The sequence below is a fragment of the Desulfomicrobium macestii genome, assembly GCF_014873765.1.
Classification (GTDB): domain Bacteria; phylum Desulfobacterota; class Desulfovibrionia; order Desulfovibrionales; family Desulfomicrobiaceae; genus Desulfomicrobium; species Desulfomicrobium macestii.
The window spans coordinates 214,903-229,391 of sequence record NZ_JADBGG010000001.1; the positions used below are offsets into that span (position 1 = coordinate 214,903).

At 60.8% G+C, this 14,489-nt stretch carries 14 protein-coding genes and 1 riboswitch; of the genes, 6 read left to right on the plus strand and 8 right to left on the minus strand.

The genetic code is table 11. The features are described 5' to 3' along the window. Window positions 1–58: 58 nt before the first annotated feature. A complete protein-coding gene (locus tag H4684_RS01015) occupies window positions 59–724 on the minus strand; it encodes a CBS and ACT domain-containing protein (RefSeq protein ID WP_192622537.1) in 666 nt (221 codons plus the stop codon). Between the two features lie 110 nt (window positions 725–834). Beyond that, window positions 835–1,647, minus strand: coding sequence for a carbon-nitrogen hydrolase family protein (locus tag H4684_RS01020; protein ID WP_192622538.1), 813 nt, complete (start codon window positions 1,645–1,647; stop codon window positions 835–837). A 51-nt stretch (window positions 1,648–1,698) separates the two neighbouring features. Between H4684_RS01020 and larC the strand changes: the two genes are divergently transcribed. Continuing rightward, on the plus strand, window positions 1,699–2,841 hold the full coding sequence (gene larC, locus H4684_RS01025; protein WP_192622539.1) for a nickel pincer cofactor biosynthesis protein LarC: 1,143 nt from the start codon (window positions 1,699–1,701) through the stop codon (window positions 2,839–2,841). 67 nt (window positions 2,842–2,908) lie between these two features. Here larC and H4684_RS01030 read toward each other — a convergent pair whose 3' ends face one another. The 4 genes from H4684_RS01030 to infA all read right to left on the minus strand — a co-directional run bounded on the left by H4684_RS01030 (window position 2,909) and on the right by infA (window position 5,842). After that, the gene (locus tag H4684_RS01030) at window positions 2,909–3,373 is read right to left on the minus strand and encodes a YaiI/YqxD family protein (protein ID WP_225940160.1); all 465 of its coding nucleotides are present in this window, start codon (window positions 3,371–3,373) and stop codon (window positions 2,909–2,911) included. Window positions 3,374–3,376: 3 nt separating this feature from the next. After that, window positions 3,377–4,630 (minus strand): peptidase U32 family protein, encoded by a 1,254-nt coding sequence (locus tag H4684_RS01035; protein WP_092188095.1) that lies wholly within the window; start codon window positions 4,628–4,630, stop codon window positions 3,377–3,379. Between the two features lie 3 nt (window positions 4,631–4,633). Continuing rightward, entirely contained in the window at window positions 4,634–5,506 is an 873-nt protein-coding gene (locus H4684_RS01040) for a PHP domain-containing protein (protein ID WP_192622540.1), read from the minus strand. A gap of 117 nt (window positions 5,507–5,623) precedes the next feature. Then, window positions 5,624–5,842: a translation initiation factor IF-1 gene (gene infA, locus H4684_RS01045; protein ID WP_015772936.1), complete on the minus strand. Its 219-nt coding sequence runs from the start codon at window positions 5,840–5,842 to the stop codon at window positions 5,624–5,626. A gap of 278 nt (window positions 5,843–6,120) precedes the next feature. Between infA and H4684_RS01050 the strand changes: the two genes are divergently transcribed. Beyond that, window positions 6,121–8,730 (plus strand): PAS domain-containing sensor histidine kinase, encoded by a 2,610-nt coding sequence (locus H4684_RS01050; RefSeq protein ID WP_192622541.1) that lies wholly within the window; start codon window positions 6,121–6,123, stop codon window positions 8,728–8,730. A gap of 52 nt (window positions 8,731–8,782) precedes the next feature. Here the strand turns inward: H4684_RS01050 and H4684_RS01055 are convergent, their stop codons facing one another. Further along, window positions 8,783–10,258, minus strand: a complete 1,476-nt coding sequence (locus tag H4684_RS01055; RefSeq protein ID WP_192622542.1) for a protein adenylyltransferase SelO — start codon at window positions 10,256–10,258, stop codon at window positions 8,783–8,785. Between the two features lie 264 nt (window positions 10,259–10,522). Continuing rightward, window positions 10,523–10,981, minus strand: coding sequence for a chemotaxis protein CheX (locus H4684_RS01060; RefSeq protein ID WP_192622543.1), 459 nt, complete (start codon window positions 10,979–10,981; stop codon window positions 10,523–10,525). Between the two features lie 519 nt (window positions 10,982–11,500). On the opposite strand from H4684_RS01060, the gene H4684_RS01065 reads away from it, so the two are divergent. From H4684_RS01065 to thiC, 4 genes are all read left to right on the plus strand, one after another. Then, window positions 11,501–11,899: a PA2779 family protein gene (locus H4684_RS01065; protein ID WP_092188085.1), complete on the plus strand. Its 399-nt coding sequence runs from the start codon at window positions 11,501–11,503 to the stop codon at window positions 11,897–11,899. 49 nt (window positions 11,900–11,948) lie between these two features. Continuing rightward, window positions 11,949–12,431, plus strand: coding sequence for a cysteine peptidase family C39 domain-containing protein (locus H4684_RS01070; RefSeq protein ID WP_192622544.1), 483 nt, complete (start codon window positions 11,949–11,951; stop codon window positions 12,429–12,431). A 3-nt stretch (window positions 12,432–12,434) separates the two neighbouring features. Further along, window positions 12,435–12,995 (plus strand): tetratricopeptide repeat protein, encoded by a 561-nt coding sequence (locus H4684_RS01075; protein ID WP_192622545.1) that lies wholly within the window; start codon window positions 12,435–12,437, stop codon window positions 12,993–12,995. Window positions 12,996–13,040: 45 nt separating this feature from the next. Continuing rightward, window positions 13,041–13,134: riboswitch (TPP riboswitch) on the plus strand. Between the two features lie 63 nt (window positions 13,135–13,197). After that, window positions 13,198–14,487: a phosphomethylpyrimidine synthase ThiC gene (gene thiC, locus H4684_RS01080; protein WP_192622546.1), complete on the plus strand. Its 1,290-nt coding sequence runs from the start codon at window positions 13,198–13,200 to the stop codon at window positions 14,485–14,487. The last annotated feature ends 2 nt before the right edge of the window (window positions 14,488–14,489 follow it).

Consider the following 14,489-nt stretch of genomic DNA (forward strand, 5'->3'; position numbering starts at 1 on the left):
CCGACATGAACGGGGCCCGTGAACGTGTCCACGGGCCCCGGGGTGATGGCAAGCGGATTTAGTTGAGGTTGTCCCGAACCCAGAAGGTCAGGTTGTATTTTTCGGTCAGTTCCTTTTGCAGTTCGTTCAGTGCGGACTTGTCCATGTCCATGATGCGGATGAAGACTTGGCGGTAGCCCTTCTCGACCTTGTCGTAGGAGGTCAGGATGGAGCTGATGCGGGCTTTGTGTCCGCGAATGCAGTCGAGCACTTCCTTCAGGCTGCCTCGAACGTCGGAAAGTTGGAGGCCGATCTGTATTCCGCCGTGGTAAACGCCTGTGTTGCTCAGAAGTACGCTGTAGACTTCGTTCTGGGTCATGATGCCGACCAGTTCGTCCTTGTCGTTCAGCACGGGCAGGCCGGAAATTTTCTTGTCGTGCATGATGGCCGCGCACTTCACCACCGTGTCCGATTCCCTGATGGTTATGGGATTCGGGGTCATGATGTTTTTGACCTTGATCTCGGAGAGCAGGTAGTAAAGCTCGTGCACGTCAAGGGTCGTGGCCTTGGAGGGGGAGGCTTCCTTCACGTCGCGGTCGCTGAGCATCCCGAGCAGCTTGCCCTTTTCATCGACCACGGGCAGACGGCGGATGCCTTTTTCCTTCATCAGCTTGGCCGCTCTCATCATGGAGGTTTCGGGGTCCACCGTGACAACGTCCTTGGTCATCCATTCCTTTATGATCATGTTATTTCTCCTTGGAGGCGGGTTGCCGCCCTAGATGAGGCAATGTTGCTTTCAAAGCAGTGGAAATTGCATGTAAGTTGTTCATGGAATAATACCTTTTCAGCATTCCGTCAAAGGCTCCGTGCCGAATTGCAGGCAGCTCCGGCATAGATTTCGGGTCTTCGATGAGCCAGGGCCGGGATGTTTCGGCGGATGGCGGTCAGTTCGGCCAGATCGATGCTGCCCAGGGTCAGGCCCTCGCGCATTTCGTCCGCCAGGGTGATTTCGCCGCCGGGAGTGACGAAGAGGGACCGTCCGCCAAAAGGAAAGGCTCCTTGGGTTCCGACCCGGTTGGCGCCCAGCAGATAGCACTGGTTTTCAAGGGCCCGGGCCGTGCAGAGGGTCTGCCAGATGTCCGTGCGCACCCGGGGCCAGGCCGAAGCCAGGAGCATGGCCTGGCTTCCGCCGAGCGCCTGCGCCCGGTAGAGTTCGGGAAAGCGCAGGTCGTAGCATATGGAGAGGCCGAAGCGGATTCCCTCGAAGTCGAAACAGACGATCTCGCCGCCGGGACTGAAGACCCCGGTTTCGTCGGCATCCGTGGCCGTGAAAAGATGGATTTTGCGGTAGGTGGCCAGGATGTCGCCTTTCGGGCCGAAGGCCACCAGCGCATTGGCCAGTCCGTCCGGCCCGGGCAGGCACACGCCGCAGGCCAGGCAGAGTTCATGCTCCCGCGCCAGTTCCGAGAGTTCGTCCCGGACCCTGGGCCACCAGTCGCGGCCGCCGAGCGCGATGGCCGGCATGTCGTAGCCGAGGTCCGATATTTCCGGAAAGAGCAGCAGGCGGCAGGACGCTTCGGCCCCCACCCGGACCGCGGCGCGGATCTTGTCCAGATTGCCGCGCACATCTCCTGGAAGTCCGGACAGTTGAACTGCGGCGATTTTCATGTGATACCCCCCAAGCTGAACACGTCACGAATTCGAATTATGAGGAAACACATGCCCGAGTTGCATCTTGATTGTCCAGCCGGGATCGCCGGCGATATGTTCCTGGCGGCCATGGCCGACCTGGGAGTGGAGCTGGCCCCCTTGCACGCCGCTTTTGCCGGGGCCGGAGTAGATGTCGAAATCGCGGCCCTTGAAGCCCGTGACAAGGGCATACGCGGCAAACGCATGCACATCGCCGCCCCCCATGCCCAGCCCCTGCGGCATCTGGCCGACCTGACGGCCATTGTGCGGGCCTTGCCTTTTTCGGAGAATGTCCGTTCACGCAGCGAGGCCGCCCTTGAGCGTCTGGCCGAGGTCGAGGCGCGGGTGCATGGCTGCGCGGTGGCTGATGTGCACTTTCATGAAGTCGGGGCCGTGGACACGCTGGTCGACGTGGTCGGGGCCTTTTGGGCTCTGGAAGTGCTTGGTGTCGTCCGCGTGACCTGCTCCCGCTTGCCCTGGTTTTCGGGCACGGTGCAGTGCGCGCATGGGCTCATGCCCCTGCCCGCCCCGGCGACGACACTCCTTTTGCAGGGAAAGCCCGTGTACCCGACGGAGCTGGTCGGGGAGCTGATCACCCCCACGGGCGCGCTTCTCCTGGACCGGATGGTCGACGAGTTCACGTCAGGTCCCACTGGATGTCTTGAGCGCTCCGGGCTTGGCCTTGGGACCATGGAGCTGCCCACGGTCAACGGCCTGCGCGTCCTGCTTCTGGCCGGGGACGGGCCGGGGCTGGAGCGGGTCACGGTGCTTGAGACCAATGTCGATCATCTCACGGGGGAGGAGATAGGCGGGGTTTTTAACGTGTTGCTTGATGCCGGGGCGCTGGATGTGCTTTTCCTGCCCGGAGTGATGAAGAAAAACCGGCCCGGGGGACTTTTGCAGGTGCTGTGCAGGCCCGGGGATCTGGCTCGTATCCGCGATCTGACCTTTGCCCAGACCATGACCCTTGGGCTGCGCATGACCGAGACGACCCGCGCCGTGCTGCCCCGCGCCGCGTCCACGCGGCCCACGCCCTGGGGCGATGTGGACGTCAAGGAAACCGTCATCGGAGAGGAAAATTACGCCCGCCCCGAATTTGAGGCCCTGCAGGCCCTGGCCAGACGCACGGGCCGCTCCGTGGCCCAGTTGCGCTACCTGCTGGACAAAGACTGAATGCCGGCCCGGGTGTTGCGGTCCGCGCGGTCCATCCGGTCCATTTCGTCCATCGCTCCGATCCTGATCAGTACCCGCGTCCGGTAAGCAGCCGGTCCAGCTGATTGGAAAATTCCTGCCGATCCCGGGCGCCAAGGGCCGAAGGCCCGCCGGTCATGACCCCGCACCCGCGCATCTCGTCCAGAAAATCGCGCATGGTCAGGCGGCTGCGGATGTTGTCCGGCGTGAACAGTTCGCCCCGTGGACTAAGGCCCAGTCCGCCCTTTTCGATGACCCCCGAAGCCAGCGGGATGTCGGTGGTGATGACCAGGTCTCCGTCGCGGGCCTGCTCCACGATGGCCAGGTCCGCTTTGTCGAAACCCGCGCCGACCTGCACGAAATCGATGAATTCGGATTTGGGCACGGGGAAGCGTGAATTGGCCACCAGGATGAGCCGCACCTTGCGCCGGTCGGCCGCACGGTAGAGGATGTCCTTGATCACCCTGGGGCAGGCGTCGGCATCAACCCAGATGCGCATGGGCGTGTCGATCATGATTCAGCCTTCCTGGCCGTTGTGGGCGTCGGGCAGGTGGGCGCGCAGGAAGATGCCCGGTTCAAGCTCCGGATGGTCGCAATGCAGGAGCAGGCGCAGCCCGCTGTGGGCGGTGCTCAGGTGAAAGCCTTCCTCTTTTTCAACGCCATAGTCCCCGGAGGCCAGCAGCGGGCGGCGCAGGCCGGGGAGCACGATTTCAAGAGGGGCGCCGACCTGAAAGCGGCACTTGACGTCCATGAGCCACAGCCCCGGACGCACGGGTTCGATCAGCTTGGCGACGATATTTTTTTTGAGATTTTTGGGCAGGGCGGGGCGCAGGGTGATGCGCTCGGGGGTGAAGAATCCGGTTGAGAGCGACCGCGTGCCGAGTTGCTGCAATTCCTCAAGATACAGTGCGGGGCGAAACGCGCCCTGTTCCAGATCGTTCAATGCCGTGCGGTAGATGTCCGTGACCTGGGCCAGATAGGACGGCGTCTTCATGCGTCCCTCGATCTTCAGGCTGCTTATGCCCGCTTGCCGGAACCAGCGCAGGTACTTGATCAGACACAGGTCCTGGGCACCCATGATCTGCGTGTACTGCTCGTCCTCGCAGACCTCCCACATGTCCTGGCCCGGGCGCAGGCGTTCTTCCAGACGAACGGCGGTGATCTTGTAGTCGAAGCGGCAGGGGTGCGTGCACAGGCCCAGGTTGCCCGAACGCTGGTTCAGGTGCGCGGACAGCAGGCAGCGACCCGAGATGGCCATGCACATGGCTCCGTGCACGAACACCTCCAGTTCAAGATCACGAACTTTTTGCGCCATGGCCCGGATGCGACCGGCGCCAAGCTCCCTGGCCACATTGACCCTGCGCACGCCCTGATCCCGCCAGAACATGGCCGAGGCGGAGTTGGACGTGTTGGCCTGGGTGGAGAGGTGGATGGGAATGTGCGGAATTCTTTTTCGGGCCATGGCCACGATGCCGGGGTCGGCGATGATGACGCCGTCCACGTTGCAGGCGTCGATCTCTTCCAGATACCGCTCCACGTCGCTCAGGTGCTCTTCCCAGGCCAGCAGGTTCAGTGTGAAGTAGACCTTGGCCCCGTGCCGGTGCGTCTCTTTGACCGCATTTTCAAGTTCGGGGAATGAGAAGCCGTCGCTTTTGGCGCGCAGGCTCAGGGACTGGCCGCCAAGATAGACGGCGTCGGCGCCGTAGCGCAGGGCCGTGGCCAACTTGTCCGGGCTGCCGACAGGGACGAGAAGTTCGGGGGATGGTGTCATGTGTTACGAGCAGGTTGGAAATTGAAAACCGAGTTTTTGACGTGCTTCCTTCATGCGCCGCACCAGCTCGTAGGAGGGGCGCAGGCCGCCCTTGCCCCGGCCCAGGGCGATGCCCCGCTTGTTGTCGCCATGAAAGTCCGAGCCCGCGCTCGGGAGCAGGTCCAGCTTGTTGCACAGGCCTGCGTAAAAATTTGTCTGGGCCTGGGTGTGCATGGAATAAAAGACTTCCATGCCGTCGAGGCCGAAATCCTTGAGCTCGCGCAGCACGTTCTCCACCTCGTCTTTTTCGAGCTTCAACGTGCAGGGATGGGCCAGGATGACCGTGGCCTGTTCGTCTTTAAGAAGCTCGATGGCCTCGCGGGGGCGGAGTTTTTCCTTGGGTGCGTAGCCCTTGGTGCCGGGCCGCAGCCAGTTCAGGAACGCATCCTGGAAATTGATCGCGAAGCCTTTTTGCACCAGCAGTTGCGCGAAATGGGGACGACCTATGGAACCGCCAGTGGTGATATCCTCCAGTTCGGTGTGGGTGATGTCCACACCGTAGGAGTTCAGGTTGGCGATGATGTTTTCGTTGCGCGCCGTGCGCAGGTCGCTCAGGCGGTCCAAGGTGGCTTGCAGGCGCGGCGGGTGCTGGGGCAGCCACAGGCCCAGCAGATGCATGCTGCCGCGTTCGAATTCAACGCTCAGTTCGCACCCCCCGATGACTTCCAGGCCGAGTTCGCGTCCTGCGGCGCAGGCTTCGGGCAGCCCCATGACCGTGTCGTGGTCGGTCAGGGCGATGGCCTTGAGGCGTGCGGCAACGGCCGCGGCGACGAGCTCCGAGGGACTTAAAGTGCCATCGGACGCGGTGGAGTGGGTGTGAAGATCTATTTCCGGCATAAGCTCATGGGTACGGCAGGGGCCGGGGGATGACAAGGGTGTTTGCCAGGCCGGATCCGGCGACAAAAAAACGGCACGCGTTGAATTGCGCGTGCCGGGAATTCTCGACAGGGGGGATTATTTGAAGCGGTAGGTGATTCTGCCGCGAGTCAGGTCATAGGGAGAAAGCTCCAGCTTGACCCTGTCACCGGGCAGGATGCGGATGTAGAACTTGCGCATCTTTCCTGAGATGTGTCCAAGCACCTGATGGCCATTTTCCAGACGAACCAGAAACATGGCATTGGGCATGGCTTCCTCGACGACACCTTCAACTTCGATAGACTCTTCCTTGGCCATATAAAACGGATACCTTCTCTGTTTACAGTAGTTTTTTGTTTAAAGACAGAGTTCCTTACCCGCTTGATTGACAAATGACAAGGGCGGATATCCCGTTGCAATGGACACCGCTACGCGCAGGGCGCGGGATGCGCCTTGTCCGAGGGGATTTTTCGGGGCTGGACTCCAAAGTGCGGGGAATATTTTTCCTCGAAAGATGAACCTGTTTGCGCTATGGGAAGGTACGAAACCAGCTTTGCTTTGCGCCTGACACCTCTGTCCACAAGGATCGGTTCCCCGTGGCTCCCAGGAAATCTCTCTCCAAGCGTCTCTCCCTTTCTTTGGGACTGCTGAGCACGGTCATCATCCTTGCCGTTTCGACGCTGGTCTTCCTTTTTCTTTCGTGGCGGGTGGGCAACCAGATGCGTGAACGGGCCGAGAGCACCATCACATTTCTGGCTCAGGCCCTTGAAGCCCCGCTCTGGGCCCTTGACCGGGAAAGTGCGGCGGCGGTGGCAAAGGCCACGAGCATGGACGTGCACGTCGGCCTGCTGGAGTTGCGGGATGCCCGGGATGAAGTGTGGTTTGCCCACGGCACCGGCCAGGCGCTTTTCATCATCCGCGAGGCCGAGATCAGGCACGATGGGCAGGTCATCGGTTTCATCCGCCTGGGCCTGGAGGATTCCGCCCGGCAAAGGACCCTGGTCGGCATCGGTCTGGCAGGCGGCGGCATCGCCCTGCTTGTCATCGTGGCGCAGTATTGCCTGGGCAGGCGCCTCATGCGCCACTATTTTCAGACGCCTTTCGCGGCCCTTGATTCCCTGGTCGGGGCCTATGCGCGGGGAGAGTATACCCAGACCGACCCCGGGGTCTATTACACGGAGTTCGAGCCGCTGGTGCGTGGGTTTCTGGACATGGGACGCACCATCCAGCGGCAGGTCAGCGCCCTGGCCGAGAGCGAGGAGAAGTACCGGGTGATTTTCGATCATTCTCCCGTGGGAATTTTTCGTACCACCCTGGACGGGAAGCTGCTGGAAGGCAACGCCGCGCTGCGCGGCATGTTCGGCTATTCTTCCCGCGAGGATTACCTTGCCTCCAGCGGACTTCGGGTCGAGTCGGTCTATGCGGAGCCTTCGGCTCGCGAGGCATATTTGCGAGCGCTGCTGTCTTCCGAAGGTGCTTTGAGCATGGAGGTGGAGTTCGTGCGCAAGGACGGCTCGCACTTCGAGGGCGTCCTGACCGCTTCGATTCAGCAGGACGCACAAGGCCGTCCGCTGTTCTTGAACGGCGTGGTCGAGGATGTCAGTGCTCGCAAGCAGGCCGAACGCGAGCTTGCCCTGGAGCGGATGCTGACCCAGGCCATCTTCGAGAGCGTGCCCGGACTTTTGTTTTTGTACGACAGCAAGGGCAGGCTCGTGCGCTGGAACAGGGCGCACGAATCGATGACCGGATTCTCGGCCGACGAGATGCTGGGGCGCAGTATTCTCGACTGGTTTGGCGGGCGGGAGCCCCATGCCTCCAATATTCGGGCCGCACTTGAAAGGGGCCTCAAGGATGGGATGGCCACGGTCGAGGCCGAAATGCTCACCAGGGACGGGCGAGCCGTTCCCTTCTATTTTTCCGGAGTGGCCGTGGTCATCGACGGAAAAACCTATCTGACGGGCATCGGCATCGACATTACGGAGCGCAAGCAGGCCGAAGAGCGACTGCGACAGTCGGAAGAGAAATTTTCGCAGCTGTTCAGGCTTTCGCCCGATGTCATCATTCTCATGAACCTGGCCGAGGGGCGGATCATCGACGTCAACGAAGCCTTTTCCCGGCTGACGGGCTTCGCCCATCATGAGGCCGTGGGCAAGACCGCGTTTGAGCTTGGGCTCTATGCCGATCCGGCCATGCGCGAGGTTGTGCGGCGGCGCATGCAGCAGAGCGGACAGATCGACAACATCGATTTTTCCCTGGGATGCAAGGGTGGAAAAGCGATTTCGTGCGTGCTTTCAAGCCAGCTTCTGACGGTTGATGACGAGAAATGCGTTCTGGCCGTGCTGCATGATGTCACGGAGTTCAAGCATATGCAGGAACTCATGATCCAGAGCGAAAAGATGATTTCCGTGGGCGGGATCGCGGCAGGCGTGGCCCATGAGATCAACAATCCGCTCGGCATCATCATGGTCAGCAGCCAGAACCTCGTGCAGAGAAGCCGGCCGGATTTTCCCAAGAACATCGAGGCGGCCCAAGGTATCGGCCTCGATATGGATTTGTTCGATCGGTATATGCGAATCCGGGGGCTCTACGATTTTATCCGCAATATCCAGGATGCTTCCGTGAGAGCCGCGGACATCATCCGGCACATGCTTGATTTTAGTCGCCGCAGCGAATCAAAGCGCAGCCTTTGCGATCTGCGCGCCGTCATCGAACGGGCCATGCTGTTGGCGGACAAGGACTACGACCTGAAGAAGAGTTATGATTTCAATCGGATAGAAATTGTATGGGAGTGCGCTGATAATTTTCCCGCCGTCAGGTGCACGGAGACCGAAATCGAGCAGGTGTTTTTGAACCTGCTGCGCAATGCGGCCCAGGCCATGGCTTCGGCCCGGCCGGAGGTGGTGAGGCCGCGCATCGTGGTGCGCATGAAGACCGAGGCGGATCATGTGGTGCTGGAAGTGGAAGACAACGGCCCGGGCATGCCGCCCGAAGTGCAGCGCCGGGCCTTCGAGCCGTTCTTCACCACAAAGCCGCCGGGAGTGGGCACGGGGCTCGGCCTTTCCGTGTCCTATTTCATCATCACCCGTGGCCACGATGGCAGGATGCGTTTGGAGTCCCGCCCAGGCGAAGGCACGCGCTTCATCATCGAACTCCCGGTCCTTGGGTCCGGCCGTAAAAAAAAGGGCGAGTGCATCCACGAATCATGATCATCGACGATGAGGAACACATCCGCTTTTCTCATGGTTGATGGTCAACGCGTCATGTTCCGCAGAATGTCCGGTAATCGGCGTCAAGCGGAGCCGGATTGCGGTAGCGCGCGTGTTCGGGCCGGTCCTCGAAGGGGGTGGACAGGGCGTCCAGAAGTCGCTTCATGGGCTCAAGGTCGTTTTTCAGGGTTGCCGCTTCCAGCGCTTCCTCCACGCGGCGGTTGCGCGGGATGACGGCCGGGTTGTGCGCGCGCATGAGAATGCGCGACTCCTCGGGTGTCTCGTGCTGTCGGGCCAGCCGCGCTTCCCAGCGCTCTCGCCAGCGCATGAAACCGATGTCGCGGTAAAATGAACCATCCGGAGTCTCTTCCGTGAGCCCGCGCAGCGTCAGGGTATAGTCCGCGCCGCCTTCCTGCATGAGCTTCAGCAGCTCCTGGGTCAGGGACGCGTCCTCGTCCTCGGCTGTGAACAGGCCAAGTTTGTCCCGCATGCCTTCAATCCAGTGTCGCCGGAACATCGCCGGAAATTCCTCCAGGGTCTCCTGGGCCAGCACCGTGGCCTTTTCCTCACGCTCATGCAGCAGCGGGAGCAGGGTTTCGGCCAGGCGTGTCAGGTTCCATTGGGCAATGGAGGGCTGGTTGCCGTAGGCATAGCGTCCGTCGCGATCAATGGAGCTGAATACGGTGGCCGGGTCGTATGCGTCCATGAACGCGCATGGGCCGTAGTCGATGCTTTCTCCGCACAGGGCCATGTTGTCGGTGTTCATGACTCCGTGGATGAAGCCGACATGCAGCCAGCTGGTCACGAGCCGGGCCTGGCCCTCCATGACCGCGCGCAGCAGTTCGAGGAAGGGGTTCCTGGCCTCGGCAAGTTCCGGGTAATGTCGGCGGATGGTGTATTCGGCCAGGATGCGCAGGTCCTCGGTCTTGCCGCGCGCCGCAAGGTATTCAAAGGTGCCCACGCGGATGTGGCTGCTCGCCACGCGGGTCAGGACGGCTCCCGCCAGGGTTGTTTCGCGGTGTACGGGTTCGCCGGTGGTGGCCACGGCGAGGCTGCGCGTGGTCGGGATTCCAAGGGCGTGCATGGCCTCGCTGATGACGTATTCGCGGAGCATGGGCCCAAGGGCCGCGCGTCCATCGCCCCGGCGGGAAAATGGGGTCTGGCCCGAGCCCTTGAGCTGGATGTCGAAGCGCTCGCCCCTGGCGGTGACATGTTCGCCAAGGAGAATGGCGCGGCCGTCGCCGAGCATGGTGAAATGTCCGAACTGATGCCCCGCGTAGGCCTGGGCAATGGGGTCCGCTCCTGCGGGGAGGCTGTTTCCGGCAAAAACGGCGGCCCCTTCCGGACCGTCGAGGCTGTCCGCATCAAGGCCCAGGGACGACGCCAGTTCGCGGTTCAGGAGGGCAAGGCCCGGCTTTTTTACCGCAATGGGCTTTTGACGCACGAAAAGTGATTCGGGCAGACGGGTGTAGGTATTGTCGAAATTCCAGCCTTGTCCGGCGAGTGGATTTTGATCTTGAGAAGACATGGCGCTCCAGTGGGGTTGGATGCAAAAAAGGGATGCTCTTGAGAGTGATTACTGTTTTTGTATTCGAACCGCAATGACGGCATGGCGATACCAATCGGCAGGGCTTTCGAGAGATCGCTTTCGGGACGGCGGAGTTCGGGAGGAAGAGGCCGGAGGATGGCAGTCGGGGCGTAAACCGGCTGTCCAGTCTGTTTCGGGCTGGAGCGTGCCTAGCGCCATTGGTGTGACGATGCCTCTGCCTTTATGACTACGATGCGGGTCGTTCTAGTCGAAACAGAATTCGAGGGTGAACTTTCCAGCCTGACAGGAGAAGGGGATGGCGATGGCCCGCGCCGAGGTCCGGTATGATATGGAGTGGTTGTCTCCCATGATGACCGACGGTGTGGAGCCTTGCAGCTTAAAGCCCAGATCGACCAGCCCGACCCGTGCATGGCCGGAGATCATGTTCGTGATTTCGCCCATGGCGTCCTGCACGTCCTGCACGACATCCTCGATGGCGTCGCCGAGCATTTGCCGGACTATGTAAACGGCCGTGTTCTTGTCGAAAGAGATGCAGAAAGTCCCTTTTTTGTCGCCGGTGATGCCGATCAACGCGGAAACACAGCCGCAGGCAATCTTGTCTTTTTTCACATAGGGCGGGCCAGCCACGACCTCAAGAGCCGCAGTGGCGGAGAGTACATGCTTGGTTGCGCTTATGAAAGGTTTGGCCAAATCGGGGCTCATTGAACACTCCTTGGGTGGTTTGAGAATAGAAAGCGCTTTTTGCAGGATGCATCGCGTTCTATTTCAACCAAAGGTCCTTTTTCACTTTTGTGCAAAAACAAATGCTGTAGTTGTTAAATCTAAAGTCTTAATACTGGTGAATGTCAATAGGTCTATGTGTAAGACATTTGAAATGTAACACGCCAAGTCACGATGCAGGATAAATCTTTGTCATACGTCGTTCCGGTTCGTTGCTAAATTCTTTGAAGTTCGTGATTGGCCGATTTGAACGCAACGACGTCAAGCGAATTTTTGTATGCGGTCCCTCGCGTTCGTCCATGTCGTGCAAGCCGGATGTTCGCGATGTCGTCCATTCCGGCATGCAGCGGGGCTTGCGCATGGAAGCGGTTTGACTATCAAGCCTCGGACGCTGTAAGAAGCGGTTACTTTTCCCAAAGGATTGCTCCGTCTGACAGATGTCGCCGGTGTGCGCCGGGAAGTAGCGGAGCTTGTGACCGTAATCTCATGGAGGCTTGAAGCATGAATCGACAAAAATGGTTTTTCAACACGCGCGTGTGCTGGCCGATTCTGGTCGCTTATCTCTTTATCGCTTTCATTCCGTCCAACGCCGATGCCTTTCTGGCGCAAAGCCGCCTGTCTTCGGGCGAGATCGTGTCCGAGCGCAGCGCCGACATCGCTTCCATCCAGAGCGCCCTGGAGAACAAGGTCGTGACCCAGCGGCTGGCTGACTACGGCCTGACTCCGGAAGAGGTGGACGCCAAGCTCGGTTCGCTTTCCGACGAGCAGCTGCATCAGCTGGCCGGTCTCTCCGGCGACGTGGGCGGCGGCATTCTCGGGGCGGTCATCGCGGTCCTGCTGGTCATTTTGCTGGTCGTGCTCATCCTGCACATAAGCGACAAGCGCATTGTCATCAGCTAGAGCGCTTTGCCCGCTGCTCCTGATTCTGGTGTTCTCCTGTGCGGGGTGTATGCAGCGCCCCGCCTTTCAGCCGGTTCAGGACTCTTTTCCCCGTGCGGTGCGCCTACAGGTTCCGTTCGTTCCCCAGACCAAGGTCAATGACTGCGGACCGGCGGCCCTGGCCTCGGTGCTGGCTTTTCACGGCAGGAATGTTGCGCTGGATGAAGTGACGCGCCGCGTCTTCACCCCGGGCCTTGAGCGATCGCTGCTTCCCGACATGGAGAACCATGCCCGGTCCCTGGGTTTCACGACCCGATCCGGGCGCGGCGACCTGGACATGGTCCGCGCAATGATCGACTCTGGAGGGCCGGTCATCCTCATGCTCGACATGGGCACGAAGATGTTCAGCCAGGGGCATTACGTGGTTGTCTATGGATACGATTCCGCCGGGCTGCTCATGCACATTGGAACCAGCGGGGACATGTTCCTGCCCGACCGCGAGCTGCTCGACCGCTGGGAACGCATGAACCGACTATATCTGTTTCTGGAGTGAACCGTGCGCCTTGCATGCTGTCTTGTCCTTTGCTTCGCCTTTGCCCTGGGCGGCTGCGCCACGCCCAGGATTGTCGTGCTCTCCGATCCGCTGGATGCCAGGGAGCACAATGATCTGGGGGCCTCCTACGAGGCCTCCGGAGAACTTGATCTGGCCCTCGGGGCCTACGAAACCGCGGCCGCCAGGGACCGCTCCTGGGATCAGCCGCTCATCAATCTGGGCAACGTGCACGCGGCCCTGGGTGATTGGAAAGAAGCCGCGGCCAGTTACCGGCAGGCCCTGAAGCGAAATCCAGAAAATCCTGAAGCCATGAACAATCTGGCCTTTGCCCAGACAAATCTGGGGCAGGAGCGGGACGCTCTGAAATGGTCCGCCCAGGCTCTGAAGATCGAGCCCGGCAACGTGCTTTTCAAGAGCACCCGGGCGCTGGTCCTGTCCCGAACTGGCGAGAAAGCCGAGGCTTTGAGGCTTTTGGACGAGGCCGTGCGGGATTTGCCGGGCGAGGACCCGCTACGCGAAGAAATAATCGCCCTGCGCCACCGGATCGCAGGGTTCGCACCTTGAAAGATCCCGCCGTTGACCTTGGGTTTGGAACCGACTAAGCACCACGACAGAAGTTAGGGGTGGCTCGCATGAGTCTGAGATTATACCCTTTGAACCTGATCTGGATAATTCCAGCGTAGGAAAACGAAAAAACATGGTGACGCTCGTGCGGCCGTTTTCCTTTGCTGGAGAACGGCTTTTTTCATTTTCAACCGAGGTCAACATGACACAGTCGAGTTTAGCCCGAGAGGGAACGATTACCCCTGAAATGCGGGTAGTGGCGGAGAAGGAGAGTCTGGATCCTGAAATCATCCGTGAGGGCGTTGCGCAGGGGCGGATCGTCATTCCAAAAAACGTGGGGCGGACTTTTTCCGTCGAGGGGATTGGCGCGGGCCTGAAAACCAAGGTCAACGCCAACATCGGTACATCCGGAGTGCAGGGTGCGCTGGATATTGAGTTGGCCAAGCTAGACGTCGCGGTCAGGGCCGGAGCGCACAGCGTCATGGACCTGTCCACGGGCCGCGATCTGATGACCACCAGGCGTGCGATCCTGCATCATTCGCCGGTCATGGTCGGGGCCGTTCCCCTGTATGCGGTGGCCGCCGATCTGGTCGATGCCGGACAAGGAATAGAAGCCATGACCGCGTCCTTGCTGCTCGAATCCATCGAGGCGCAGTGCGCGGAGGGGCTTGATTACATTACCGTGCACTGCGGAGTGACCCGCCAGGCCGTGGCCAGGACGCATGGGCAGGATCGGGTGGCCGGGATCGTCAGCCGGGGCGGGGCGCTCCTGGCGGCCTGGATGGAACGCAACAACCGTGAAAATCCGTTGCTGGAGGAATTCGACAGACTCCTCGACATCGCGTTCCGCTTCGATGTCACCCTGAGCCTGGGTGACGGACTGCGCCCCGGAGCGGTCAGCGACGCCACGGACTCCGCGCAGATCCAGGAGCTGCTGGTCATCGGGGAACTGGGCAGGCGGGCCAGGGCCAGAGGTGTCCAGGTCATGATCGAGGGGCCGGGACACATGCCCCTGAATCAGATCGCGGGCAATGTCATGCTGCAAAAGCGCATCTGCGACGGCGCGCCCTTTTATGTGCTGGGCCCTTTGACCACGGACATAGCGCCCGGGTACGACCACATCACCGCCGCCATCGGAGGGGCTGTCGCGGCGGCCGCGGGTGCGGATTTTCTGTGCTATGTGACTCCCGCCGAGCATCTCTGCCTGCCTGACATGGACGATGTGCATCAGGGCGTGATCAGTACGCTCATCGCGGCGCATTCCGGTGATATCGCCAAGGGCGTTCAAGGCGCCATGGACAGGGACCGCGCTTTGTCCGTTTGCCGCAAGGAACTGGACTGGGAAGGCATGTTCGCGGCGGCCCTGGATCAGGATCTGCCCCGGCGCCGCTGGGAGGAAAACCGCGCCAGCGAAGGAAAGACCTGCACCATGTGCGGCAAGCTCTGCGCCATGGATGCCCACAATTCCCTGCGTCGGGGATGCCCTTCCTGAAT

Bases quoted from the DNA above. Each gene is read 5' to 3' on its own strand.
- H4684_RS01015 (WP_192622537.1), bottom strand. From the start codon at position 724: ATGATCATAAAGGAATGGATGACCAAGGACGTTGTCACGGTGGACCCC.
- H4684_RS01020 (WP_192622538.1), bottom strand. From the start codon at position 1,647: ATGAAAATCGCCGCAGTTCAACTGTCCGGACTTCCAGGAGATGTGCGC.
- larC (WP_192622539.1), top strand. From the start codon at position 1,699: ATGCCCGAGTTGCATCTTGATTGTCCAGCCGGGATCGCCGGCGATATG.
- H4684_RS01030 (WP_225940160.1), bottom strand. From the start codon at position 3,373: ATGATCGACACGCCCATGCGCATCTGGGTTGATGCCGACGCCTGCCCC.
- H4684_RS01035 (WP_092188095.1), bottom strand. From the start codon at position 4,630: ATGACACCATCCCCCGAACTTCTCGTCCCTGTCGGCAGCCCGGACAAG.
- H4684_RS01040 (WP_192622540.1), bottom strand. From the start codon at position 5,506: ATGCCGGAAATAGATCTTCACACCCACTCCACCGCGTCCGATGGCACT.
- infA (WP_015772936.1), bottom strand. From the start codon at position 5,842: ATGGCCAAGGAAGAGTCTATCGAAGTTGAAGGTGTCGTCGAGGAAGCC.
- H4684_RS01055 (WP_192622542.1), bottom strand. From the start codon at position 10,258: ATGTCTTCTCAAGATCAAAATCCACTCGCCGGACAAGGCTGGAATTTC.
- H4684_RS01060 (WP_192622543.1), bottom strand. From the start codon at position 10,981: ATGAGCCCCGATTTGGCCAAACCTTTCATAAGCGCAACCAAGCATGTA.
- H4684_RS01065 (WP_092188085.1), top strand. From the start codon at position 11,501: ATGAATCGACAAAAATGGTTTTTCAACACGCGCGTGTGCTGGCCGATT.
- H4684_RS01070 (WP_192622544.1), top strand. From the start codon at position 11,949: ATGCAGCGCCCCGCCTTTCAGCCGGTTCAGGACTCTTTTCCCCGTGCG.
- thiC (WP_192622546.1), top strand. From the start codon at position 13,198: ATGACACAGTCGAGTTTAGCCCGAGAGGGAACGATTACCCCTGAAATG.